At 50.4% G+C, this 24,793-nt stretch carries 17 protein-coding genes; 12 read left to right on the forward strand and 5 right to left on the reverse strand.

Annotated features, from left to right (window positions below; translation table 11 throughout):
- Positions 1–110 precede the first annotated feature (110 nt).
- The 8 genes from O59_RS00390 to O59_RS00425 all read left to right on the forward strand — a co-directional run bounded on the left by O59_RS00390 (position 111) and on the right by O59_RS00425 (position 11,418).
- Positions 111–758, forward strand: a complete 648-nt coding sequence (locus tag O59_RS00390; RefSeq protein ID WP_007638337.1) for an OmpW family protein — start codon at positions 111–113, stop codon at positions 756–758.
- A 176-nt stretch (positions 759–934) separates the two neighbouring features.
- Complete coding sequence (locus O59_RS00395; RefSeq protein WP_007638339.1) at positions 935–1,537, forward strand: RNA polymerase sigma factor; 603 nt, start codon at positions 935–937, stop codon at positions 1,535–1,537.
- Entirely contained in the window at positions 1,534–2,574 is a 1,041-nt protein-coding gene (locus O59_RS00400; protein ID WP_007638340.1) for a FecR family protein, read from the forward strand. The genes O59_RS00395 and O59_RS00400 overlap by 4 nt, the downstream gene beginning before the upstream one ends.
- Before the next feature lie 446 nt (positions 2,575–3,020).
- Positions 3,021–6,185: a TonB-dependent receptor gene (locus O59_RS00405; RefSeq protein WP_232283015.1), complete on the forward strand. Its 3,165-nt coding sequence runs from the start codon at positions 3,021–3,023 to the stop codon at positions 6,183–6,185.
- A gap of 138 nt (positions 6,186–6,323) precedes the next feature.
- The gene (locus O59_RS00410; protein WP_007638343.1) at positions 6,324–7,880 is read left to right on the forward strand and encodes a tryptophan halogenase family protein; all 1,557 of its coding nucleotides are present in this window, start codon (positions 6,324–6,326) and stop codon (positions 7,878–7,880) included.
- A 30-nt stretch (positions 7,881–7,910) separates the two neighbouring features.
- A complete protein-coding gene (locus tag O59_RS00415; RefSeq protein WP_007638345.1) occupies positions 7,911–8,618 on the forward strand; it encodes a SapC family protein in 708 nt (235 codons plus the stop codon).
- Positions 8,596–9,312, forward strand: a complete 717-nt coding sequence (locus tag O59_RS00420; protein ID WP_040390954.1) for a DUF6445 family protein — start codon at positions 8,596–8,598, stop codon at positions 9,310–9,312. The genes O59_RS00415 and O59_RS00420 overlap by 23 nt, the downstream gene beginning before the upstream one ends.
- Before the next feature lie 378 nt (positions 9,313–9,690).
- Complete coding sequence (locus O59_RS00425; RefSeq protein ID WP_007638349.1) at positions 9,691–11,418, forward strand: cellulase family glycosylhydrolase; 1,728 nt, start codon at positions 9,691–9,693, stop codon at positions 11,416–11,418.
- A 114-nt stretch (positions 11,419–11,532) separates the two neighbouring features.
- On the opposite strand, the gene O59_RS00430 is transcribed toward O59_RS00425, so the two are convergent.
- Both O59_RS00430 and O59_RS00435 read right to left on the reverse strand, forming a co-directional pair.
- Complete coding sequence (locus O59_RS00430) at positions 11,533–12,267, reverse strand: LytTR family DNA-binding domain-containing protein (protein ID WP_040390956.1); 735 nt, start codon at positions 12,265–12,267, stop codon at positions 11,533–11,535.
- 44 nt (positions 12,268–12,311) lie between these two features.
- The gene (locus O59_RS00435; protein WP_007638353.1) at positions 12,312–13,409 is read right to left on the reverse strand and encodes a sensor histidine kinase; all 1,098 of its coding nucleotides are present in this window, start codon (positions 13,407–13,409) and stop codon (positions 12,312–12,314) included.
- A gap of 216 nt (positions 13,410–13,625) precedes the next feature.
- Here O59_RS00435 and argH point away from each other — a divergent pair, with 216 nt between their 5' ends.
- From argH to O59_RS00450, 3 genes are all read left to right on the forward strand, one after another.
- Entirely contained in the window at positions 13,626–15,026 is a 1,401-nt protein-coding gene (gene argH, locus O59_RS00440; protein ID WP_007638354.1) for an argininosuccinate lyase, read from the forward strand.
- Positions 15,027–15,217: 191 nt separating this feature from the next.
- A complete protein-coding gene (locus O59_RS00445) occupies positions 15,218–17,371 on the forward strand; it encodes a PAS domain-containing hybrid sensor histidine kinase/response regulator (RefSeq protein WP_007638355.1) in 2,154 nt (717 codons plus the stop codon).
- Positions 17,372–17,376: 5 nt separating this feature from the next.
- Complete coding sequence (locus tag O59_RS00450) at positions 17,377–20,310, forward strand: class I adenylate cyclase (RefSeq protein WP_007638356.1); 2,934 nt, start codon at positions 17,377–17,379, stop codon at positions 20,308–20,310.
- 37 nt (positions 20,311–20,347) lie between these two features.
- On the opposite strand, the gene O59_RS00455 is transcribed toward O59_RS00450, so the two are convergent.
- Both O59_RS00455 and O59_RS00460 read right to left on the reverse strand, forming a co-directional pair.
- Positions 20,348–21,463 (reverse strand): hypothetical protein, encoded by a 1,116-nt coding sequence (locus tag O59_RS00455; RefSeq protein WP_007638358.1) that lies wholly within the window; start codon positions 21,461–21,463, stop codon positions 20,348–20,350.
- 71 nt (positions 21,464–21,534) lie between these two features.
- Positions 21,535–22,035: an ester cyclase gene (locus O59_RS00460; protein ID WP_007638360.1), complete on the reverse strand. Its 501-nt coding sequence runs from the start codon at positions 22,033–22,035 to the stop codon at positions 21,535–21,537.
- Between the two features lie 260 nt (positions 22,036–22,295).
- Between O59_RS00460 and O59_RS00465 the strand changes: the two genes are divergently transcribed.
- Positions 22,296–23,270, forward strand: a complete 975-nt coding sequence (locus O59_RS00465; RefSeq protein WP_007638362.1) for an AraC family transcriptional regulator — start codon at positions 22,296–22,298, stop codon at positions 23,268–23,270.
- On the opposite strand, the gene O59_RS00470 is transcribed toward O59_RS00465, so the two are convergent.
- Positions 23,267–24,622: a PAS domain S-box protein gene (locus O59_RS00470; protein WP_157152424.1), complete on the reverse strand. Its 1,356-nt coding sequence runs from the start codon at positions 24,620–24,622 to the stop codon at positions 23,267–23,269. The genes O59_RS00465 and O59_RS00470 overlap by 4 nt on opposite strands.
- Between the last annotated feature and the right edge of the window lie 171 nt (positions 24,623–24,793).

The following is a 24,793-nucleotide window of genomic DNA, read 5'->3' on the forward strand; positions in this document are numbered from 1 at the left end:
TATTTTTTCCTGCGCCGGTATTGATTGATATATATCAATTTTAACAACGGGAATTTTCGTAACACTGCCTCTGTGAATTAACAACAGTTTTAACAGCAGAGGAAAAGAAAATGCGTCAATTAGTTATGGCATTGGTTATCGGCAGCAGCTGCGTTGCACCACTCGCACAAGCGCATGAAGCCGGCGATTTTTTAGTGCGTGTCGGTGTTGCCCAGGTTGCACCCGACGCCAGTAGCGGCACCGTATTAGGCGGTGGGGTGGATGTAGAAGATGCAACCGGCCTCGGTTTCTCCGGCACCTGGTTTGCCACACCGCACATCGGTATTGAAGTATTGGCCGCCCTGCCGTTTGAACACGACATTGTCGGCAGCGGTGCACTCAAAGGGGTGGATATCGGCAGTACCAAACATTTACCGCCCACCATCTCCCTGCAGTATTACCCGCTGAGCCAAGGCAAATTCCAACCCTATGCCGGTATCGGCCTGAATTACACCACTTTTTTTGATACCAGCAGCAGCGCTACCTTGGACAGTGCCCTAAATGGCGATACCGACCTCTCACTCAAAGATTCCACTGGCCTCGCCTTGCAGCTGGGTGCCGACCTGCAGCTCACCGACAACTGGTATTTGAATGCAGCCGTTTGGAAAATCGACATAGAAACCACCGCCCGCATTTATGTGGATGGCGCCCACGCCGCGAGTGTGGATGTGGCGATTGACCCATTGGTGTTTATGCTCGGCGCCGCTTACTCCTTTTAAATAAAATTTTTGTGGGGTTATGACATAAATCCCGGACTGAATGGTTCAGTTCGGGATTTTTTGTTTTTGGAGAGCAATTAATCTGGATTTTTTGCTTTATTTGCGGGGGCCGATGGCGGAATATTCTTAGTCTATCGTCATGGACTATGAGGAAATCACCTTGGTGGCTAGAGCCCATGTCTAATAATCAAAAAATAACGAATCAACCGGCGCAGAACGATAGCATCGCAAATGTGTTTATCGCCCTGCGCAGCACCCTGGCGCGCGCGGTTTCGCGCCTGGTACCGCCGAAAGAAGTGGAAGACATAGTGCAGGAAACCTATGTGCGGGTGTGTCAGGTGGATGCGCCGGAACAGATCCAGTTTCCGCGTTCATTTATGTTGCGCACAGCGCAAAACCTGGCGCTGGATCACCTGAAGCGCGCCGAAACGCGGCTGAGCGTCAGCCTGGATGATGAATTGGATTTGGAGGTGGCGGGTTACACCACCCGCGCCGACGATACCTTTGACCGGGTAGCGGCGAACCAGGAATTTGGCTTTTTTTGCGAGGCTGTGCGCCAACTGCCACAACAATGTCGCAAAGCGTTCGTCCTAAAAAAGGTGTACGGCTATACGCAGAAAGAAATTGCACTGAGCTTGAACATCAGTGAAAACACGGTGGAAAAACACATCGCAACCGGCATAAAACGCTGCGCCCAATACATGGCCAGTTTGAAGCAGGGCGGCGATTCGCTATCAACGACGTTACCCAAGGCTCCGAGCGAGAGGAGCAAATCATGAGCAATATTATTGAGTTTCCCAACCGCGAGGCGATTTACGACCAGGCGAGCCTATGGATCGCGCGTATGGATCGCGAACTGACCAGTGCCGAGCAACAAGAACTGGTGCAGTGGCTCGCCGCTAGCGAGCAGCATCGCAGCGTACTGTTTGAAATGGCCGAGCTGTGGGACAAAATGGACAGCCTTGCCCGCCTTGCGGATTTGTTTCAGGCACCCGCCAAACCAACGCGCCAACCGCGCTTTTACGGTGCGATTGCGGCATCCGTTGCACTTCTGGCGGTGGTGATCGGCTGGAACCTTGCGCCCCAAGTCCCCGGGCAATTGCTGGCGCTGCTGCCATTTCAGGAGCAAGTGGTGGATGGCGTTTATGAAACTGCGGTGGGCGAGCACTCCAACGTTAACCTACCCGACGGCTCGCAACTGGTACTTAATACCAACAGCCGCATCACCGTTAAATACAGCGATGATCACCGTTTATTTTTACTGGAACGCGGTGAAATTAATATTGAAGTCGCCCACGACAAGGATCGCCCCCTGAGCGTGATGGCTGGCAACAAAGTGGTGCAGGCAGTAGGTACGGCGTTCAACGTGCGTTTGCAAACCGACAATCAAGTTGCATTGCTGGTGACTGATGGCAAAGTATTGGTAGCGCAAAAAACGGTACAACAAACTATCGACAAAATCGTAGCCGAACGCTTACCTGCCAGTGCACTGGCAGTATCCAAGGGTGAAAAAATTATGCTCGGCGCCGAGCGCGAGACCATCGCCAAAGTGGATGACAATGAAATAGTCGCCAAGCTCAGCTGGCGCCAAGGCAATTTGGTTTTCCGCGGCGAAACACTGGAAGAAGCGCTGGTGGAAATTAACCGCTACACCTCGGTGCAGTTTGAAGTGGCAGATGAAAGCATCAAACAGGAGCGCATTGCCGGTTTATTTAAAGCGGGTGATGTGGATGGATTGCTCGCTGCACTTGAGCAGAATTTTAATATTCATAACCAGCGCATGGGCAACAATAAAATCCGTTTAAGCGCCAAATAATTAATCGCACACGGCTGGCCGCTTGCACTCCCTGTTGTTAGCGGCCAGCTTTTTAATATGTTGTGCTTTTATCTCCCGTTTTGTCTTCACTTACAGCTTATTAACACTTTGACCAAAAGTCACCAACCCTGTTTTTATTCCGCACTTACAGACTGCAACCGATTACCACACAGCAAAATATCTGCCGTAAGCTAGGCTATGATAAAGATTAATGCGCCAACGCTTGTTCCCTGACACACAAGCCTTTAAGCTCCAAGCACTAGCCTATTGCTCTATTAACAAAAAACGCAGCCGCCAGCCACACTCCCGCCGCTGCGCATAACTAGAATAAAGTGTTTACTGTGCAAATATTTCCTATGAGATGGCGGAAAAAAAATGGCCCCTCGTCTATTAAGCACGCGAGCAAGATGCTCGCGGCTGAGGTAAACGAGCAGGCGATTTTTCGAATGTTACTGTTTGCCCTCGCGGTCGGCACACCGCTGTCCGCGCAGGCAGAAAATAATAGCCTCGACAAAATTATCCAGTTCAATATTCCTCAGCAACGGGCAGATCTTTCGCTCACTGAGTTTGCTGAACAGGCTGATATTACGTTGCTGTTTCCATTTAATGACGCAATGGAAATAACTACGAATAAATTAGTCGGTCGCTATTCCATCGAACAAGCCGCACGGCTTTTAGTGGCGAATACCAACCTCAGTGTAAAGATTGACGAGAAAGGTCTGCTGACTATCACGACCCATCAGTCTCTTGAGGAGTTGGATTCAATGCACAATAAAAATAAACTCAGCGCTATTATCGGTATTGTCACCTCCATGGCAGGTGTACAGGCATTAGCGCAGGACACCACAGCCCCGCTTGGCGCAAACGACCAAGTCGAAGAATTAATGGTTACCGGTATTCGCGGCAGTTTGCAGCGCGCAATGGATGTTAAGCGCGCCGCAGGCGGTGTAGTGGATGCCATCTCATCGGAAGATATTGGTAAGTTTCCCGACACCAACGTCGCCGAATCTTTACAACGCATTACCGGTGTATCTATCGACCGTTCTGGCGGTGAAGGTCAATTAATTACCGTGCGCGGTTTTGGCCCGGAATTTAATACCGTGTTAATTAATGGTCGCCAAATGGCTACCGAAAATATGTCGCGCGCATTTAGTTTCGATACGGTTGCATCGGAATTGGTGAGCGGTTTGGAAGTACACAAAACGTCAACTGCCACCATGCAATCTGGCGGTGTTGGTTCAACCGTTAACGTAAAAACGGCACGCCCATTTGCAATTGGCGATTTCAAAGTTGCTGGCAGTGTAAAAGCGGCAATGGAAGAGAACAGCGAAGAAACCACGCCACAAATTTCCGGCTTGGTAAGCAATGTATTTAACGATGGTCAATTCGGTGTACTGCTTGCTGTTTCCCATCAAGAGCGCGACACCCGTTTAAATCAGGCGCAAATGGACGGCTGGTTGGAAAACGTAGGCATCCCCACTGAAGAATTAAATGGCGGCGCAGGTGTTCCCGCTGGCACTACCATTTTTTCACCGCGCAATTACGATCACAAAGTCACCTTTGAAGAACGCACCCGTACCAACGCATCCTTGGTATTGCAATTTGCCGCCTCGGATGATTTAACCATCACCACCGATGCTATTTATTCTGATTTTGATATTGAAACCAACGCGCTCTCTTACGGCCACTGGTTTACCGCGCCTAACATCACCGATGCCATTACTGATGAAAATGGCACAGTGACTGATTTGCGTCAGGAAGTGGGTTTGGCCACCGACATGCACGCGAAAAAATTTGATCGCCTCACCGAAACATCGCTGCTCGGATTTAACGCTGACTGGCAAGTGAGCGATAAATTAAATTTAAATTTTGACGCAACCTATTCCAAAGCTGAGCGCGATGCCAATAACGGCGGTGGCGATCAATTGTCATTGATTGGTTACGCCAACCGTGTTCGCTTCCAGGTCGATGACGGCATACTTCCGGTAGCAAGCGAATTTGATACCGCCAGTCCCGACATTTTTTCCGGTCAACAGGAATTGGATGGCACTGCCTATCGCGATCCGAGCGCGCCAAATTATGTTGCACCTGCGGGCGTTGGTGATTTCCTCGACAAAGACAACAGCCGCGCCCACGTAATGTTGCGCCGCGGTTGGGCCGTTGAAGATGAAGTGAGCCAATTAAAAATGGACGGCACTTGGGATGAAGGCACAGACTCAGGTTTGGTAAAAGTTAAATTCGGCACCATGTTTTCTACCGAGAGCAAAGCACTTGATCGCTGGGACAACGAAGGTGTAGGCATTCACTGTACTTATTGCGGCTACCCCGACTCGCCGATTATTCCTGCCGATATGCAATATGTGTTTGATGCTGGTAGCGATTTCCTGAGCGATGTCAGTGGCAGTGGCCGTATGCCTACCCAATGGTTGGCACACGACGGGGAAGCGCAATTTGCGTATTTGGAAAGCACCAGTGGTCGCAATTTTGACGCCGTAAAACGCGATAACTCATTTGTGGTTGATGAAGACACTATCTCGTTTTATTTGGAATCTGAGTTTGCAGGCGATCTGGGCGGCATGCCAATTTCTGCGATTGGTGGCGTGCGGGTTGAATCCACAGATGTAAAAGTACGTGGTACCGAAGCACCAGTAACCGGCCTGCGCATTCTGGATGAAACCGAAATGCTCGCCGAATTTGGCACTGCGCAAGCAATTAGCGAAGACAGTAGCTACGATGCAATTCTGCCGAATATGAGCATCAAACTGGAAATCACCGATGACATGGTAGTGCGCGCTGCCGCTTCAAAAAGTTTGACGCGCCCTACACTCACCAGCATGGCGCCGGTAACCGTTATTACTACCACTCGCCAAGGTGGCAACCTGACCTCCACCAGTGGTAATGCTGCACTGGAACCCTTTGAGTCTGATAACTTCGACTTATCCTGGGAGTGGTATTACGACGATGCGAGTTATGTCTCCGCGGGTTATTTCAAAAAAGATGTAGCCAACTTTATTGTTAACTCGGTTGCCGATAAAACCTTCACCCTGCCCAACGGCAGCTTACTCACCGACCCTTCCACCGGTACCAATACCAATGCACCTGACGCGGGTGATTCAGTCGCGGTATTTAAAAATACCCTACCGAACAACGGCGAAAATGCCACCGTGGATGGTGTTGAATTAGGTATTCAGCATACCTTCGGCGAAACCGGTTTTGGTGTGATGTTCAACACCACGTTGGTAGATAGCGATGCCGAGCTTGACCCTGCAGATGTGACTCAAGTGTTCGCACTGACCGGTTTGAGCGACTCAATGAACCTGGTGGGATTCTATGAACAAGGGCCGATCCAGATTCGTTTGGCCTACAACCAACGCGGTGATTTTGTGCAATCGCTCACCCAAAGTAACGGCAATGGCCCAACTATTGTTGAAGACTACGAGCAGTGGGACTTGAGTGCGAGTTACGACATCACCGATGAAATTACCGTATTTGTTGAAGGCATCAACCTGACCGAAGAATATGTGCACAAACGTGGTCGCTACGCCAATCAACTCTTGTTGGTTGAAGACAGTGGCCGTCGCTGGGCACTTGGTGTAAGAGCCAGCTTCTAATGCAAAACCGGTTAAAAACTTTCTCCGTTGTTAAACAGCTCATAGCCATAACGCTATGATTTTAGGCCGTTGCATTTGCAGCGGCCCTTTTTATTTCAGCTGCTTTAGTTGTTTTAGTTTTTTAACTGCGAGCACACCATGAATAATAAAATTGCATCAGTTGTCATTGTCGGCGGCGGCACCGCAGGCTGGCTTACCGCCGGGCGTATCGCGGCGCAACATCGCACCCAAACCGGCAGCACGATTAGTGTCACACTGGTTGAATCCCCCACTATTCCCATTATCGGCGTTGGCGAAGGCACTTGGCCCACCATGCGCTCTACCTTAATGAAACTGGGCATTTCCGAAACGGATTTTATTCGCGAGTGCGACGCCTCGTTTAAGCAGGGTGCAAAATTTGCCCGCTGGGTCACTGGCACACCCGATGATTTTTATTATCACCCCTTAATGCTGCCGCAGGGTTTTGGCAAAACCAATATGGCGGCCCATTGGCAAGCGCTGCGCAACGAGCAACAGCTGCAAGAATCGTTTTCCGCAGCGACCTGTTTTCAGGAAGCCATTTGCGAATTAGGCCTTGCGCCTAAAATGATTACCACCCCGGAATTTAATTCCGTCGCCAATTACGCTTACCATTTAAATGCGGGAAAATTTTCCACCTTTTTACAAAAACACTGCACCGAAAAACTCGGCGTACTGCATGTGTTAGCCGATGTGGTGAGTATTAATTCCGCCGACAATGGCGATATTCGCTCAGTCACTACCGCACAAGCCGGTGAAATTTCCGGTGATTTATTTGTGGATTGCACCGGTTTTCAATCACTGTTGTTAGGCCAGCACTTGCAAGTGCCCTTTGTGGATTGCAGCGATGTGTTATTTATTGATAATGCACTTGCCGTGCAAATTCCCTACGACAGCGACGACGCTCCTATCGCCTCGCATACTATTTCCACCGCGCAGGACGCCGGTTGGATTTGGGATATAGGCTTAATTCATCGCCGTGGTGTCGGTCACGTATATTCCAGTCGTCATACCAGTGAAGACCAAGCCACCGCACAACTCGCCGCCTATATTGGCCCGGCGTTTAACAATTCCAGCTTGCGCAAAATCCCCCTGCCCTGCGGCCACCGCGATATTTTCTGGAAAAATAATTGTGTGGCCGTGGGTTTGTCTGCCGGTTTTCTGGAACCGCTGGAAGCCTCGGCGCTGGTATTAGTGGAGCTATCGGCCAGCATGATCGCCGAACAATTGCCCGCCTGCCGCGCGGTGATGGATATCACCGCCAAACGTTTTAACGAAACCTTCCGCTACCGCTGGGATCGCATTATTGATTTCCTGAAACTGCATTACATTTTAAGTAAACGCACCGACAACACATTCTGGATAGACAACCGCGACCCGGCGACTATTCCTGCAAGTCTGCAAGAATTAATGCAGTTGTGGCGCTACCAGCCGCCAGGTGATCACGACTTCACCAGTAATAACGAAGTGTTTCCAGCCGCCAGTTATCAATATGTGCTTTACGGTATGGGTTTTGAAACCTGTTACGACTACAGCGAACACCTGCTGCGCGACAACCAGTTTGCACAAGAACAATTTATGAAAAATAAAAAAACCATTGCACAGGTGACACGCAGTCTGCCGAGCAACCGCGAGTTGCTGCAAAAAATTCACCTGCATGGTTTGCAAACATTGTAATTATTATTTAATCGCACACGAGACAATCACATGACGCAATTTGTCGCACTGCATAATCAACACCACCAACAACTGCGTATAGACCCGGAGCGCATTGAAGCGCTGGGTGCACACCAACATATGGTGCCGGTGGTGCTGAGTGAATTTTTAAAACTGGTGGTGCACTACCCCATAGTATTTAGTAAAAATAGCGAGACCGGCCAGTTTGTGTGTAGCGCATTGTTAGGTTTTACCGCTGGGGAAAATCTGTTTTGGCAAAACAATCAATGGCAGGGAATTTACACACCGCTACAAATTATGCGCCAGCCATTTTTTATTGGCGAACAGCAAGGGCAAACCATTATTTGTATCGATATGGAGAGCAATGTATTAACAACCGGCAAAGGCGAAGCTATTTTTGATAGCAGTGGGCAAGAGACCGATTATTTACAGCAAGCAAAAACACGCCTCGCCGCGCTCATTAACGGCGAAAATGAGACCCAGGTGTTTATCAAAACGTTACTGGCGCTAAATTTGATTATGCCCATGGCACTGGACATCAGTTTTGCCAACCAACAGCAACAGCGCATCCAGGGTTTATATACCATCAATGAAGAAACACTGGCACAACTGGGTAGCGAGCAACTGATGCAGTTACAGCAGCAGGGTTATTTAAAACCCATCTACACCATGATTGCTTCACTCGGGCAGATTTACGCACTGATCCAGAAAAAAAATGCACAACTTGGATTGGCGTGATATGCACAACCAGTGGCAAGTGCAGGTTCAGTATTTAGGGCAGGAAAAAAATCCGCTGCTGGTTATCGACCAGTTTGCCACTGCACCGGAACAGTTAATTGCTGAGGCCTGCAATGCGCCGGGTTTTAGTGCGCAGGCCAGCGATTTTTATCCCGGCCTGCGCAAACCGGTCGATCCGATTTACGCACAACAAAGCCTTGCCTTGGTAGCACCGCTGGTAAAACAACATTTTTTAATTGCCGAACCCTCACGGGCCGAACTGAGCTTGTGTGCATTTTCACTCACCACCACACCCGCCGATAAATTGCGCCCCATTCAAGCCGTACCCCACATAGACACACCAGACCCACTGCAATTTGCGATGGTGCATTATTTATGCGAGGAACAATTTGGCGGCACCTCGTTTTACCGGCACCGTAGCAGTGGCTATGAAACCATTACCGAACCGCGCATGGCGGATTATTTCAAGACAGTAAAACAGGAATTGATGGCGCAGAACCGACGCGAATTTGATTACATCAATGGCGATACCGAACTTTTCCAACGCATTGGACAGGTGCCGGTAAAATTTAATCGCTGCATTGTTTATCGCAGCAATTTACTGCACTCGGGCGATATCAATCCAACACTGGGTTTAAGCGCAAACCCGCGCGAGGGGCGCCTGACCATTAACAGTTTTTTCCGTTTCCGTTAAAAGTCGCTGAATGCACTGCCAAACAATCCGTAGCAATCAACTCACTTAGCTTCTGGCGTTTTAATCCTCCTTAGAATTCCCACTTTGTGCACCAGTACTCCCTTCCCGCCATTCAAGCGCTTGTTGTTGGCGAATGAATGGGCTTAATATGTAACCGATTACAAACATCTACCCATCCCCCCAACAATAACATCAGGGTTTCGTTTTTCCGATAACCCATCGGGGCGATGGTCGGGTTTGTAGCTGTTCACCAAGCTCCAGGCACCACCTAATTACAACAATAAATCAACCACTTATACGACTCTGTTTGCTAACTCTAACGTTTGAACGCAGTCATTTGCCCATGGGGCAAAACCCGCACTGCCAAAAGGAATCATTATGAAAAACCTGACAACGCTCAAAAAATCTCTCGTTAAAAAATCTTCTCTGGCGCTAGCCACTTCAATGCTGCTGGCGTCCGCAATGGTCGCGCCGGCCTTTGCGGGCTGGACGGTAAATGGCACCCAGGTGCTGGACCCCAACGGCAATAGCTTTGTCTTTCGCGGGGTTAACCACGCCCATACCTGGTACACCGACCGTCTGAATAAATCGCTCAGTGATATCGCAGCGACTGGCGCCAACTCGGTGCGGGTAGTACTGAGCAATGGCACCCAATGGACGCGTAATAACGGCGCCGATGTCACCAACGTCATCAATCAATGTAAGGTCAATAAACTGGTCTGTGTGCTGGAAGTGCATGACTCTACTGGCTTCGGCGAGAGCGCGGCTGCCACCCATATCAGCCGCGCCACCGAGTATTGGCTGAGCGCCGATATCAAAGCCGCCATCACTGGTCAGGAAGATTATGTGATTGTGAATATCGCCAACGAACCCTTTGGCAATAGCACTTCGGCAGCGACTTATACCAATGACCATATCACTGCCATCCGTGCGCTGCGCGCGGGCGGCCTCACCCATATGTTGATGGTGGATGCCGCCAACTGGGGGCAGGATTGGCAAAACGCCATGCGCGACAACGCGCCCACCATTTTGGCGGCAGATACACTCCAAAATGTGGTTTTCTCTGTGCATATGTATGAGGTGTATAACAACGCGGCGATTGTGCAGAGCTATTTGAACAGCTTCCAAACCCGTGGCTTGGCGATTGTGGTGGGCGAGTTTGGCGCCGAGCATAACGGCAGCAATGTGGCGGAAGAGGCGATATTGCAATACGCGCAGGATATGGGAATCGGTTATTTAGGTTGGAGCTGGTCGGGCAATGGCAGCTGTTGCGTGCCGCTGGATATAGTCAACAACTGGAATCCGGCATCGCTAAGTATCTGGGGCGACTTTCTGATCAACAGTGCCAACGGCATTAAAGCCACCTCCAAACTGGCGACCCACTTTGCTGGCATCAGCAGTAGCGCGAGCAGTGTTGCCAGTAGCTCTAGCATTGCGCCCAGTTCGTCTTCCGCGCCTTCGTCATCAACAGCGTCGTCTTCAGTACCTTCCTCCACGCCAAGCTCGGCTAGTAGTAGCTCGATCGCGGGCGGCGAAACCTGTAACTGGTACGGTAATCGCTATCCCATTTGTGTAACCACCGCGAGTGGGTGGGGCTGGGAGAATCAACAAAGCTGTGTGGGTCGCACCAGCTGTGCGGCATTGCCTGCACCTTGGGGCATCGAAGGTAGTGGCACGGCCAGTTCAGCACCGAGTAGCTCAGCCCCCAGCAGTGCAGCGTCGAGCTCCGTGCCAGCGTCCAGCAGCAGTGCGGCACCCAGCTCAATACCGGCATCGAGCAGCGCGGCGTCCAGCAGCCTTGCCAATACCGGCGGCGTGAGCTGCAGTTATGTGGTGACCAATTCCTGGGGTTCCGGTTTTACTGGCGCGATTCGAGTGACCAATACCGGCACCGCCAGCAAATCGGGCTGGAGCGCCAGCTGGCAGTATTCCGGCAACAACCGTATTACCAGCTCCTGGAATACCAACCTGAGTGGCAGTAACCCTTACACCGCCACCAATGTGAGCTGGAATGGCACTATCGCCGCCGGGCAAACCGTGGAGATTGGTTTTCAGGGCAATACCAACGGTGGCAGCGTGGAAGTGCCGGCAGTAACCTGTCGTTAATTGTTTAGATTGCTGCGATAACTGCAACACAAGAAATAAAAAAATCGCCCGCACTTTTTGAAAGTGACGGGCGATTTTTTTGCAGATAAATTGCAGATGAATTAACTGGGAGGATCAGATTATTTTCAACAATTCTTTTAAATCACTCACATGGCGCCGGCTAATAATCGGGCGCGCGGCAGTATCGGCCAAACGCACGTGGTACTGCCCCTGCCCGTTGCGCTCCAGCGCTTCAATATGTTTGATGGACACCAGCGAATTGCGATGGATACGCACAAAACGCCCGTTAAATTCTTCTTCCAATTCTTTTAGTGTTTCATCCAGCAAATGCTCACCGCCGCGATGAAAAACCGTGACATATTTTTGATCGGCCTGAAAATAACGAATATCGTCCAGCGCGATTAACTCCACGCCGCGGCGAGTTTTAGCGGAAATATGACTGCGCTGATTTTCTGTGGTTTTTGGTTGCTGCACGGCGAGACGCTGGATTTTATTGAGCTTTTTTGCTTTCTCCAGTACTTGCAATAATTGCTCTGCTTTGACTGGTTTTAATAAGTAGCCGACAGCATTGGTGCCAAAAGCATCAAGTGCGTATTGATCGAACGCGGTGCAAAAAATAACAACAGGCGGATCTTCCAGTTGGCTAATGTCCTTGGCAAGGCTTAAACCATCGCGGCCGGGCATGCGAATATCCAGCAATACAATATCCGGGTCGCGTTCGGCAATGGCGATGAGTGCTGCCTCGGCGTTATCGGCCTCGGCCACCACCTGAAAGCCATCAATCTTTTCCACCATGCGCAGCAAGCGCTGCCGCGCCAGAGTTTCGTCGTCAACAATCAGTAATTCCATACCCGTGGTTCCGAACAGTTGTTGGAAATAATCGCCGGTTAAATTTATGGTGTGAGCGGGCAAAAAATGTAAGTCGTAAACACGCCATTTTCTGCACTGCTGGAGAGCCGCGCCGTCGCGCCAAAATGGGCGGTCAGGCGGCGGCGGATATTATCCAATGCCATGCGGTTGTGACGTTGCGCCGGTTCGCTATTGGGTTGATTTTTTTTCGCGAGCATGTAGGGGTTGGTAATAACGATGCTCAACTGCTTATCGTTCTGCGATACCTTAACCGTAATTTTTCCGCCGCGCGGCAATGGCTCCACACCGTGGAAAATCGCATTTTCAACCAGTGGCTGCAGCATCAAACTGGGAATTTTTAGCTGTTTATTGCACTCGCCAATTTGCCAATCCACCTGCAGGCGCCTACCCAGGCGCAACTGCTCAATATCCAGATAGTGTTTACATAAACTTAGTTCACGTTCGAGCGGAATTAAACTCGGTTCGGCCAGACTGGCGCGAAATAATTCGGACAAGTCTTCCACCACCCGCTCGGCGGTATCCGGATCCGTCGCAATTAAACTGGCGATGGAATTCATGCTATTGAATAAAAAGTGCGGGCGAATACGCGATTGCAAGGCTTGAATGCGCGCCTGCATTTCCGCTTGCTGCTGATTGCGCAACTGCTGCTGCAAATATAGGTAGCGCAACAAAATGCCACCTAAAATGGCGGCAATAACCATGTTGTTCAGCAGCTGCCAGCTGTTAAATTCAAATTCGTAATCCTCGACTAACGCGAGGCCGCTCACGCCATAGATAATCCACTGCCCGGCACTGGATAACACCAGGGTAATGCCCAGCACCAGGGCATAACTGGCAATACCCGCGCGTACATGATCTTGCCGCCCCAGCCAAAAACGCAGGCGACACAGGGCGATTGCGCTAAACAGCACTACCCACTGGATTTGCACCGAGATCAGCGCCAGTTTGTCCCAGTCAAAATGCTGTAGCCCGGCCGAGGCGCTAATGGTCAGCAGCAGCGCCAGTAATTCCGCCACCAACACCAATAAAAACACCGACTGACTGCTGCATAAATCCGTCAGAAAGGGCTGCATTGGTTCGCTCGCGCCCGCGGCAGGTGTTTTGTCCTGAGTGTTCATCATAAATTCCTATTGCACAGCGGGATAAAAGCCATAGCGGCACCGCGACTTATTTACAGGCCATTGGGCTATAATGCCCGGCCTGCGGCGGCCTGCCTGGATTTGCAAGCTCTGGTAACTTGTCTTGGTAACTCACCTTGGTAAAAAGTACAGAGGTGAATCTTAGCCTATGCGCGCCCGTCATCTCTTTCATTATTTTTAGTTTGTGGACACTTCCTCATGAGCCAAAACGATCAGCCTATCAAACCCTGGGGCGGCCGCTTCAGCGAAGCTACCGACGCTTTTGTAGAGCGCTTTACCGCTTCTATCGGTTTTGATTACCGCCTCTACCATCACGATATCAACGGCTCCATCGCCCACGCTACCATGCTCGCCAAAGTGGGAGTGCTAACCGAGGCCGAGCGCGACCAGATCATCACCGGTTTGGAAGAGATTCGTGCAGAAATCGTCGCCGGTAAATTTACCTGGTCAGTCAGCCTTGAAGACGTGCACATGAACATTGAAGCGCTGCTCACCCAGCGCATCGGCATCACCGGTAAAAAGCTGCATACCGGACGCTCGCGTAACGATCAAGTTGCCACCGACATACGCCTCTATTTGCGCGACGAAATCGATGCAATCGCAAAAGAATTGACTCGCTTGCAACAAGGCCTGCTGCAAGTTGCCGAAGCCAATGCCGATACCATCATGCCCGGTTTCACCCATTTGCAAACCGCTCAGCCGGTGACTTTTGGTCATCATTTGTTGGCGTGGTTTGAAATGCTGCAGCGCGATTATTCACGTTTAATGGACTGCCGTGCGCGCATGAATTATTTACCGCTGGGCGCTGCGGCACTCGCCGGTACAACTTACCCTATCGACCGTGCCTACACTGCGCAGCTACTGGGTTTTGATGCGCCGACCGAAAACTCACTCGATTCAGTGAGCGACCGCGACTTCGCCATCGAATTTGCCGCTTTCGCCAGCATCCTGATGATGCACTTGTCGCGCGCAAGCGAAGAGCTGGTGCTCTGGACTTCTTCGCAATTCAGTTTTATCGATTTACCGGATCGCTTCTGCACCGGTTCCTCGATCATGCCGCAAAAGAAAAACCCCGATGTGCCTGAACTGGTTCGAGGCAAAACCGGGCGCGTGTATGGCCATTTGACTGCGCTTTTGACCCTGATGAAATCCCAACCTTTGGCTTACAACAAAGATAATCAGGAAGACAAAGAGCCGGTGTTTGATGCAATCGATACCGTGAAAGACTGCCTGCGCGCCTTCGCCGATATGATTCCCGCGATTCAACCGCGCAAAGAGAAAATGTACGAAGCCGCCAAACGCGGCTTCTCCACTGCCACTGACCTCGCGGACTATCTGGTACGCAAAGGCGTTGCCTTCCGCGATGCCCACGAAATTGTCGGAAAATCCGTTGGTTATGGTGTGCAAACCGGTAAAGACTTGTCGGAGATGAGTCTGGCCGAACTGCAAGCCTTCTCCACGGTTATCGAGCAGGATGTATTTGCTGTATTAACGCTGGAAGGTTCCGTCGCCGCGCGCAATCACATCGGTGGCACTGCACCGGCACAAGTGAAAGCTGCGGTTGAGCGCGCCAAAACAAGCCTTGCCAATCGCGCCTGATTGAACTGATCGTTTCTTACCTCAAAACGCCGCCCGTTAATCGCGGGCGGCGTTTTTTATTGCCGTGGATTTTCCCCTCGCCAAAACCAGGATCGATAGCCTGAATTTCTGGAATTCACGCCGGAATGAACTAGGCTTTAATTCTGGCAGCTTGTTTTTGCCCGGATACAACAGAGGCACTGGTTAGGGATATGAGTGAACACCCACCCCATTCAGGAACAACTGAGCAAGCACTGGCAGCCAGAGTCCGGCAGCTAGAGGAAGAGCTCGCCTCCCTAAAACAAGAATTGCAACAACAGCAACTTCAACAACAAGCCATGGTTGATCGGGATACGCGCCATCAGTACGCGATGGAGGCGACTAACGACGGTCTGTGGGATTGGCATATCCCGAGCGGCAAAATTTATTTCAATCGCAGCTACCTGCGCATGCTCGGTTACGACTATGGCGACCTGCCCGGCAACCTGGAAACCCTACGCGATTATTTTGTCCACCCGGACGACGTGGATAACATGCTCACCGAGTACCACACTGCGCTGGATAATCGGCGCGAGTCCGTGCAGTTGCAATGCCGCATGCTACACCGCAGTGGCGAGGTGATTTGGGTACACGCCAAAGCCAAATTTTTTGAACCCGGTGCCGAGGGGCGCGCCACTCGCTGTGTGGGTGTAAATACCGATATCAGCGACTTTATTAAAACTCGCGAAGACCTGCTCAGCGCCAAAGCGCAAGCCGACCTGGCCAACAAAACCAAAAGCGAATTCCTCGCCCGTGTCAGCCATGAAATTCGCACGCCGATGAATGCGATTATCGGTATCGGCTACTTGCTGCACGACACGCCGCTGGATGAGCAGCAACAGAGTTATCTCTCCAGTATTAATTCCGCCGCGGATTCATTGTTGCAAATTATCAACCAGTTACTCGACTTCTCCAAAATTGAAGCGGGACGAGTCATTCTGGAATATGCCCATTTTGATATTGAACATTTGTTTGAAAAAATATCGCGCCTGTTTGAAATCAGCGCACTGCATCGCAACGTCAATATTGTGTACGACATCAAACCCGATGTGCCGCGTTTTTTGCGCGGTGACGCCTCGCGTTTGAGCCAAATTCTCGGCCATTTAATTAGCAATGCCTTTCAGTATTCCAATACCGATCAAGTGATTGTGCGCGTTGCCAAAACCCGCCAGACCCGCAAACAGCTGATGCTCGAATTCACCGTGGAGGACAAGGGTACAGGCATGAGCCACAAACAACTGGCGGCGATTAAAGAGCAGCTGGTGTTTAACAAAAACCTCATCTCCACCGATAAAAATACTTATGGTCTGAGTATTTGCAGTCACTTGGTGCATTTGATGCAGGGCAAGTTTGCAATAGAGTCCAGCCCCAAAAAAGGTTGTAAAGTCAGTTTCAGCGTAGTTTTGGAACACAGCCATCTGGGCGAAAAAACCCTGCTCAACCAACCGCGCAACTTAAACAATATTCGTGTATTGATTGTGGATGACAACACCATCGCGCGCACTATTATTGCGAGCACAGCGCGCAGCATTAACTTGCAAGTTGACGAAGAGGACTGTGCGCTAAATGTGCTGGAGCGCATTCGCAACGCCGACAAATATGGCCAGCCTTACCACTTTGTACTGCTCGACTACCGCATGCCGGGTATCAATGGTTTGCAATTAACCGGCCTGATTAAAGCCGATCACACACTGCGCAAAAAACCTTGGGTATTTTTAATTTCGGCTTATCACCGCGACGAAATTTCCAGTGCTGACCCCAGTGCTGTTTTAGTCGATGAATTTTTAAGTAAACCAGTGAGTGAATCGCGCCTGTTTGATGCGATAGGCCAAACCATTGCGCAAGTGCAATCGCTGCAGGAAATCAGCCCGCCGATCAGCAGCGATCAGGAAACCACAGCACTGCTGGATAATAGCCGCGTGCTTATCGCCGAAGACAATCTGGTGAACCAACAGGTACTGCGCGGTATTTTGAAAAAGAAAAACATTAGCTGCACCATTGCCACCAACGGCGTTGAAGCCCTGCAATTATTGGAAGTCGCCGAGCAACCTTATGCGGCAGTGTTGATGGATTTGGAAATGCCGGAAATGGATGGCATAGAAGCAACGCGCCAAATTCGCGCCGGTGCGGTGAGCAGTAAATTTCCCGTGGCACAGATTCCAATTATTGCTGTCACAGCGCAAGCCATGCGCGGTGATCGCGAGCGCTGTTTAGCCGCCGGCATGGATGGTTATTTATCAAAACCGGTGAACCCGGAGTTACTTTATACAACACTGGCTGATATTTTACGTGCCCACAGTGTAACCAATGACCATCTGCCACATTGAGACCTATGTTTTCCCGCCCGATAGATATTCACGATATAGACGATGGTGTTGACCGCAAACAACTCAGCCAACTGAAGCAGCGATTTCTCACCTTAAACCAACAGCGTTATGCCCGCACTTGTGCGGCGCTGTCCGAGCGTCAGCAGCAATTTTTACAATTGTTGCCGCTGCTGTTTCACGTTAATCACCCCATGCTGCCGGGTTATATTTCCCACAGCACACCCGCCGGTGTTTACCAATACTCGCCCACGGATGAGCAACTGCGCTACGCAAAAATTATTGCGCGCAGTTTTAATTATCAGCGCGATCTCACTGAAAAGAATTGTTACATTGATGCACTGTTTATTATGGGTAGCGTGGGCACTATTGCCCAAAGCGACTCCAGCGATTTGGATGTATGGGTGTGCCACAGTCTGGATGCAAACTACCCCACCCTGCACGAACTGGAACGCAAATGCGCATTGATCAGCGCCTGGGCTGCACAGCAAATTCACTTGGAAGTGCATTTCTTTTTGATGAATGCCGACGAATTTTCACAGCAGCGCAACCAGGGGTTAAGCAGCGAAGCCAGCGGTTCGGCGCAACACTATTTATTACTGGACGAGTTTTATCGCACGGCGCTTTGGCTTGCGGGCAAGGTTCCACTCTGGTGGTTTGTGCCCGCTTCACGCGAGCGCGACTATCAGGATTTTTGTGAAAAATTAGTAGGCCGCCGATTTCTTAAATCGCAAGATGTAATCGATTTTGGCGGGCTACCCGATATTCCCGCCAACGAATTTATTGGCGCGGGCGTCTGGCAACTTTATAAAGCGATTGAATCGCCCTACAAATCTGTGCTGAAACTATTGTTGCTTGAGGTCTATGCCAGTGCGAGCAGCACTAGCCTAAGCAGTTTTACGTCCGAAGAAAATTCCACTGCAATCACTCACGCCGCCGAGCCATTGGCCCTGAGTTTAAAACGCGCGATTTATAGCAGCGAACCGGACGCCGATTTGCTTGACCCCTATGTGATGGTCTACCAGCGTATTGAACAGTATCTGGAGCAGCACCAACAATTTCAGCGCTTGGATCTAGTGCGCCGCTGTTTTTATTTTAAGGTGAATAAAGCGCTGTCCCGCACCAGTGCAAAACGTAAAAAATCCTGGCAGCGACAACTGTTGGAAAAAATGGCCGCCAACTGGGGTTGGAGCAGCCATCAACTATTAATGCTGGACAACCGCGCCTATTGGAAAGCGCCGCACGTGATTAGCGAGCGCGCGTTATTGGTGAATGAATTAAACCACAGCTACCGCTTACTCAACGAACTCAGCAAACAACATCGCGATGAAATTGCAATCACCAGCGATGAATTAATGATTCTCGGGCGAAAACTGCACGCGGCCTTTGAGCGTAAGGCAGGGAAAGTAGAATTGATTAACCCGGGAATTTCGCGCGACATCAGTGAAGATGCACTGTGTTTTATGGTAGAAGAAAAAAACCAAGACCAAAAAAACGCAGGCGAAAAAAATTGGCAATTGATTCGCGGCACCCAGCAGGATGTGATCCTGCGGTATATCGATGTGGCGCCCATCAAACGCTCACGCAGTTTGGTGGAATTGTTACTCTGGTGTCACGCCAATCAAATTCTGGAAAACCACACCAAAATCGATATTGTCGGTAGCGAAGTTGAACTTACCCACGGTCAAAAACAACAACTTATTCAGGCACTGCAACAGTGGCTGCCGGTACCATTCACCATAGAGCACGAACACTTTACCCGCCAGGCTTCCATCGAGCGGATATTGCTCATTATCAATACCGGCGTTGAACCCCAGGTTGAGTTACATAAAAAAGGCATGCAGATGCTCAGCAGCCAACGCGATGCATTGGGTTACAGTGGACTGCGTGAAAATTTGATCATCAATGCCGATGTTATTCACATCAACTCCTGGGGTGAATTGATTTGTCGCCACTATGCCAATGACGCATTGGTCAATTGCCTGTTGCATTATTTCCGCTTATTTTCGCCGGGCAAACCCTTCAGTTTGCCCGAGCTGAGCATTCGCTGTTTTAGCAGCAGCCAGGGCAACAATATTACCCAGCGCCTTACCGAATTATGGCGCGACCTGATCAGCTGCTTTTATTCCGGCACCCGCCCGCGCTCCAGCCGCTACGTGCTGGAAGTCGGCGATGAATATTTGGTACTGCAATTTGTGCAGCAGCTGCCGCAAATTCAGCGCTTTAAAAGTTACGAAAAATTATTGGAACGGTTGGGGCAAGCACAGAGCGATTACAGCCCGATTGTGATTGACCGCTATGGGTTGCGCGACAAACCCCTGCGTTTAATCTGCGAGACCGCTAAGAAGCGCGCGATTTATTTGTTTTATTATCTGGAAGGCAGCGATGCCAAAATCATTATTATTGATGAACGCGGTTCGCTGTTTAGCATCCATTCTTCTTATCACAACCAACAAACCCTATTGCGACCGCTGGTGACGTTTATTAATGCCGCACTGCAGCGCCAATTATTGAACAGCGCGCAGACGATTACTGCGGGTGAACAGAAAGATATTCTAATTTACGAACTCACCGGCAACATCAAACAACAACAAGCTATTGCGGAACCACGTCACTTGCAAAAAGACTGGTCGCAATTGCACTTTATCAACATTAAAGCGATTGCCGAAATGGATAGCGAACAACAACTGCGCTATACCATTTTTTGTGATGAACAGGAATTTTCTGCGCTCAGTTATGGCGAGCAATTATTTAGCGCTGTGGCCAATTACATTGTGCAGCGCCGCAAACAGGGCGAGCGCTACCCCTGCTACATTACCGATCTGGATTTATCGCTCTGTCAGGACACTATTGCCCAACAAACCGGGCTGCAACTCGGGCACTATTTGCACCTGAAATCCGAACTGGAAGACAAGCTCAATCAGGCACTGGCACTGCTCTGATTACACCAATCAATTGTGGTGAAATAATTGTCAGCGCTTAGCGTGTAAGCTCAAATTCACGGCGCGCTATTTCTGTACCATTGATTTGGATCGCCACCTGATGTGCACCAGTGTAGTAGCGGCGGGTAGTAATAGGTTTGAATGAGTGGCGCTTGGAAATAACAACAGTTTCGTTGGCAGCAAGTGCAATATTTTTTAATTTAAAAACTTTGGGTGCGAGCTTGCCGTTGGCTTTCATAAAATAGATCACATAATCCACCACCACATGTTGCGCGCGTTTGCCGCCGCTAAGCGTGCAATTAAATTCAAGCGCATCGCCCAGGGCAATGGTGTGTTTAGCAAGCGTAATATCACTTAGCGTTACACTGGGTTTAGCGGCATAACCCAAAAGAGGAAATACCCGCGCATCGCCCGCTTTTACCAAACTGCGCATGGCGTGTTTTACAATCCAATTGGTATGCTCGTGAGAATCGGCCAACCAGGCTGCACACAACTTGATCATCCATTCCGGATTGTCCTTACTGATGTCGTTCAGGTTATTCGCCACCGAGCGACGCACATATAAACTCTCGTCAGTTTTTAATTTTTGCAAAATACCCAGCAGTGGTTCGGGGTTATGAATAAATTGCGGCAGGCGCATGCCCCAGGGCAAACGCGGGCGCGAACCTTCCGACGCTAAACGGCGCACATGCTCGGAAGGGTGATCGCACCAGTCCACTAATTTTGCGTAGGTAAAATCCGGGTGTTGTTGGATAAACGGGCGAATCGCAAATTCTGCGCTGAACAGCGGTGTTAATTTTTCCAGCGTGTGCAGCGCTTCTTTGGGGTGCGCTAAGCCGTGTACGGCGACGTAATCAATCACCGGCCAAGCGGCAAAACCGGCTTTATTGTCTGCCGCGCTGCCCCTGTCCCACACCTCGGGTAAATGCTGCAAATAGTTGCTGAGTTTTTTAAACGGCAAATCGTAATGGCGATGCAAAACATCAATCAGGTGATGAACCCGCGCTTTTAATTCAAGCTGATCCAATCCGCGCCGGGCATCGGCCTCAAATGCCCGCGCATCAAATTGTGGAATCACCTGCGCCAGGCTGTTGCCAATACGCGCGATTGCCGCGCGGCCCAAGCCATCTTTCATCAAGGATTGTTCTGCCATAGCACCAGCTGCCGAGTATTTAGGGAACAACTATTGTTCCACAAAATGCGCGGCAGGTTAGTTGGCTTTTGTCATCGACTGGCGTGGGACCGGTGCGAGTGACACAACGAAGTAAGAGGCGATGAAACTACCGCACGCGCCTCAGCCGAGGGCTGCAACTCAAAACACTTACCCTTGCTGGTGATAAGTTGAATGGATTTTCCGTACATCCAGGATTCACTAATTTGCCCGGCTTTTACCCGCAGGAGCAAACGCGCGCGCATCGTCAGCAGGCACCCGGTTGCTGGCAGCCCCATAAATTCCTCGTGATGAACGCCCTGCACACTAAAGGTTATCAGGGCCTCTGAATCGCTCGTCAACAATTGCTCAATCGACCAATTGGCATCAGCAAATACATCCATCAATAAATTAAAAAAGCCCTGATACTCATGGCGACATTCAGGATTAAACTCCGGAAATCCCCAGCAACGAACCTGTTCGGCAACATAGCGTTCAAAGTGCGCAGCAGAACCGGAAAAAGCGCCACGTAAAAATTCACGGATGTCAGCATTCAGGGATTGGTGGTGTTGCATACTCAGCTCCTTCCCTTGTGGGGATTCTCAAATAAATTGGCCGGCCCGGATAGGGTGAGCGCCAGTTTGAAACCTTCCGCCATGGTAAGGTCAAGGCGGAATTGCACAGCGGCAGGGTAAATATAGGGTTTGCACGCGCGCGCGGATAGCCAATTACTCTCGGGTTATTGCCTATTCCTCCAGACTCATGCTGCAACCGGTTCTAGGCACGAAGCCAACGCGCTACACTCGGTGCTGTGTTATTAACGAGGATTCAAGCGATGAATGCGGCCGACCCCAGCCTTATAACCAGCCCCAGTGTCGATGCCATTCTGGCGGAGATGGTAGCGCGAACGCTCAAACTTGCCCCGCAGGAAGGCATGAGCAAAACCGCGTTTGGGCCGCTGCAAATTTATCGCGCCAACCGCACGAGTGAAGCAATCCATGGGCGCTATGAACCCGCGCTATGCATTATTGCGCAGGGGTGTAAACGCGCCATGCTGGGCGATGAAATTTATAACTACAGCCCCAGGCACTATTTGGTCGCCGCTGTGGATTTACCCGTGGTGGGCCAAGTTGTTGAGGCGAGCGAGGATAAACCTTATTTGTGTGTCCGCCTGGAATTAACGCCACAAAAAATCAGCGACTTGTTAATTGAAACCACACCCAAAAATACCTCGCCGCAAACCAGCCACGACAAACTTAGCCGTGCGGTCAGGTCGCAGCGCGGGCTGTTTGTAAGCCAGGCCAATGGGCACTTATTGGATGCTGTGCTGCGCCTGTTGCGCTTGCTGGACAATCCCGCTGACCTGCCGATTCTGGCTCCACTGTTTGAGCGCGAAATACTCTACCGCCTGCTGCAAGACGACCAGGCTGATGCGCTCCACCAAATCGCGCTCGCCGATAGCCACGCGCAAAAAATTGCCGCCGTAATTGCACTGCTGAAACGGGATTTCCAAAAAAGCTGGCGCATTGAAGAGTTGGCGCAAACGGCGTGTATGAGTAATTCGTCACTGCACACCCATTTTAAAAACGTGACCAATATGACGCCGCTGCAATATCAAAAAAATTTACGCTTGCAAGAAGCGCGGCGTTTGTTGTTTGCAGAAAATCTGGATGCGGCGACAGCCAGCCATCGTGTCGGCTACGAAAGCCCATCGCAATTTAATCGCGAATACCATCGCCTGTTTGGTTTGCCGCCGGTACGCGATTTGGCGCAACTGCGCGCCACCAAACAACTCATGGCCAATGCTTAACCCAGCGCTAATTGAATATTAAAACAGGTGCCGTTTTGCTCGTCGGAGGTGACTGCCATTTGGCCGCGGTGGTGATGGGCGATGATGAAGTAGGAATAGGACAAACGCTGCTCGACCGGGCAACTTTCCGGATGACTGTTCATCGCAAAATAGGGCTGGAAAATATCCAACTGTTCTTCTTCGCTGAGACATTTGCCGTTGTGTGCCAGCTTAATCCACAGCGAGTCGTAAAATTCTGCTATCTCAATATTAATCCAGGGTTTGTCATTGTCATGCCAAGGTTTGGCGTTGAGCGCATAAAATGCATTGCGCATCAAACGCACAAATACCTGTGCCAGTTCAGCGGGAAAACAGGGGATTTCCGGCAGATTAGCAGCGTAGTTGCGACGGATATTAATCTGGCGAAATGCCAACCCCTCTGCATCTTTGAACAACTGACTCGCCAATTCAATGCTGTGATCCATAATCGGCGCAATTGCTGCGGGCTGCTTGATGTCGTGATGACTACTGGCCAGCTCCAATAAATTTTGTGCAATCGCTGTAGCTTGTTGCGCGCTTTGACGCACCATTTCCACTTCGCTCAACAAAAACTCTTTTACTTCACCTAAATCCGCCGCTTCCAATTCCTGGCGCGCGCTGGAAACCCGGGCAAAAATACTGTTGATGGGTAGGCTGATGTCATACACCATCGCCGAGGCCAATTCACCCATCGCAGAAACCTTATCGCGCTCGGCTAATTTATTTTCGGCGTTGACTTGTTTGGTGACATCGGAAATCAAAATCACTATGCCGGTATCATCCTGTTTATCCAGCGGATAAAGCGTGATATCAAAACTGTATTGGCCGGGCTGGGCATGTTTGATGTTCATGGTCTCGCCCGATTCCAATACCGCCTTAACCTGAGCCTCGGTCAGGGTGATGGAGGAATAAGCTTTCCACAAATTTGTGCCCACTACATCTTTGAGTGGGCGACCAGTAACCTCTTCGGCCTTTTTATTCCACTGGGTAATTTCCAATTTCTGGTTCAAGCCAATCAACATCACCGGCATGGAATTCACAATACTGGCGATATAAGCCTCGCGCTCCTGCAATTCAGCAGTGCGGTGCGCCACACGCTCCTCCAGGGTTGCCTTAATTTCGGTCAGCGCACGATTGGAGCGCACTGCACGCCAGTGGGCGCGAATGAGAAAAAACAGCACTATCAGCAACGCCAATATCAGCAAGCTGGCGCTGGTATTGGCCACATATTGCCAACGGGTACTGCCGTCCTCTTCGCGGAACACGGCAAATACATCGGCATAGGCGCTCAAACTCAGGCTGGCAAAGGCGATAAACACCAGGGCGTGTCTCATAAACGGGGGTCTCGTCAAAAAAGCGGGAATAAAACTTGCCAAATTTTACTCGATTGCAGCCGGCAATAGCTATGTTTGCCCAGCAAGGCGTCATCAGCGGCAATAAAAAAGGGCAAATCAAACGATTTGCCCGTGGAAGCGACTCATGAAGCAGTCGAAGAAGAGGGGGAA

It is taken from the genome of Cellvibrio sp. BR, assembly GCF_000263355.1.
In the GTDB taxonomy this organism is placed as follows: domain Bacteria; phylum Pseudomonadota; class Gammaproteobacteria; order Pseudomonadales; family Cellvibrionaceae; genus Cellvibrio.

Bases quoted from the DNA above. Each gene is read 5' to 3' on its own strand.
- O59_RS00425 (WP_007638349.1), top strand. From the start codon at position 9,691: ATGAAAAACCTGACAACGCTCAAAAAATCTCTCGTTAAAAAATCTTCT.
- O59_RS00430 (WP_040390956.1), bottom strand. From the start codon at position 12,267: ATGGAATTACTGATTGTTGACGACGAAACTCTGGCGCGGCAGCGCTTG.
- O59_RS00465 (WP_007638362.1), top strand. From the start codon at position 22,296: ATGAATGCGGCCGACCCCAGCCTTATAACCAGCCCCAGTGTCGATGCC.
- O59_RS00410 (WP_007638343.1), top strand. From the start codon at position 6,324: ATGAATAATAAAATTGCATCAGTTGTCATTGTCGGCGGCGGCACCGCA.
- O59_RS00460 (WP_007638360.1), bottom strand. From the start codon at position 22,035: ATGCAACACCACCAATCCCTGAATGCTGACATCCGTGAATTTTTACGT.
- O59_RS00415 (WP_007638345.1), top strand. From the start codon at position 7,911: ATGACGCAATTTGTCGCACTGCATAATCAACACCACCAACAACTGCGT.
- O59_RS00445 (WP_007638355.1), top strand. From the start codon at position 15,218: ATGAGTGAACACCCACCCCATTCAGGAACAACTGAGCAAGCACTGGCA.
- O59_RS00390 (WP_007638337.1), top strand. From the start codon at position 111: ATGCGTCAATTAGTTATGGCATTGGTTATCGGCAGCAGCTGCGTTGCA.
- O59_RS00405 (WP_232283015.1), top strand. From the start codon at position 3,021: ATGTTACTGTTTGCCCTCGCGGTCGGCACACCGCTGTCCGCGCAGGCA.
- O59_RS00435 (WP_007638353.1), bottom strand. From the start codon at position 13,409: ATGATGAACACTCAGGACAAAACACCTGCCGCGGGCGCGAGCGAACCA.
- O59_RS00455 (WP_007638358.1), bottom strand. From the start codon at position 21,463: ATGGCAGAACAATCCTTGATGAAAGATGGCTTGGGCCGCGCGGCAATC.
- O59_RS00420 (WP_040390954.1), top strand. From the start codon at position 8,596: ATGCACAACTTGGATTGGCGTGATATGCACAACCAGTGGCAAGTGCAG.
- argH (WP_007638354.1), top strand. From the start codon at position 13,626: ATGAGCCAAAACGATCAGCCTATCAAACCCTGGGGCGGCCGCTTCAGC.
- O59_RS00400 (WP_007638340.1), top strand. From the start codon at position 1,534: ATGAGCAATATTATTGAGTTTCCCAACCGCGAGGCGATTTACGACCAG.
- O59_RS00395 (WP_007638339.1), top strand. From the start codon at position 935: ATGTCTAATAATCAAAAAATAACGAATCAACCGGCGCAGAACGATAGC.
- O59_RS00450 (WP_007638356.1), top strand. From the start codon at position 17,377: ATGTTTTCCCGCCCGATAGATATTCACGATATAGACGATGGTGTTGAC.
- O59_RS00470 (WP_157152424.1), bottom strand. From the start codon at position 24,622: ATGAGACACGCCCTGGTGTTTATCGCCTTTGCCAGCCTGAGTTTGAGC.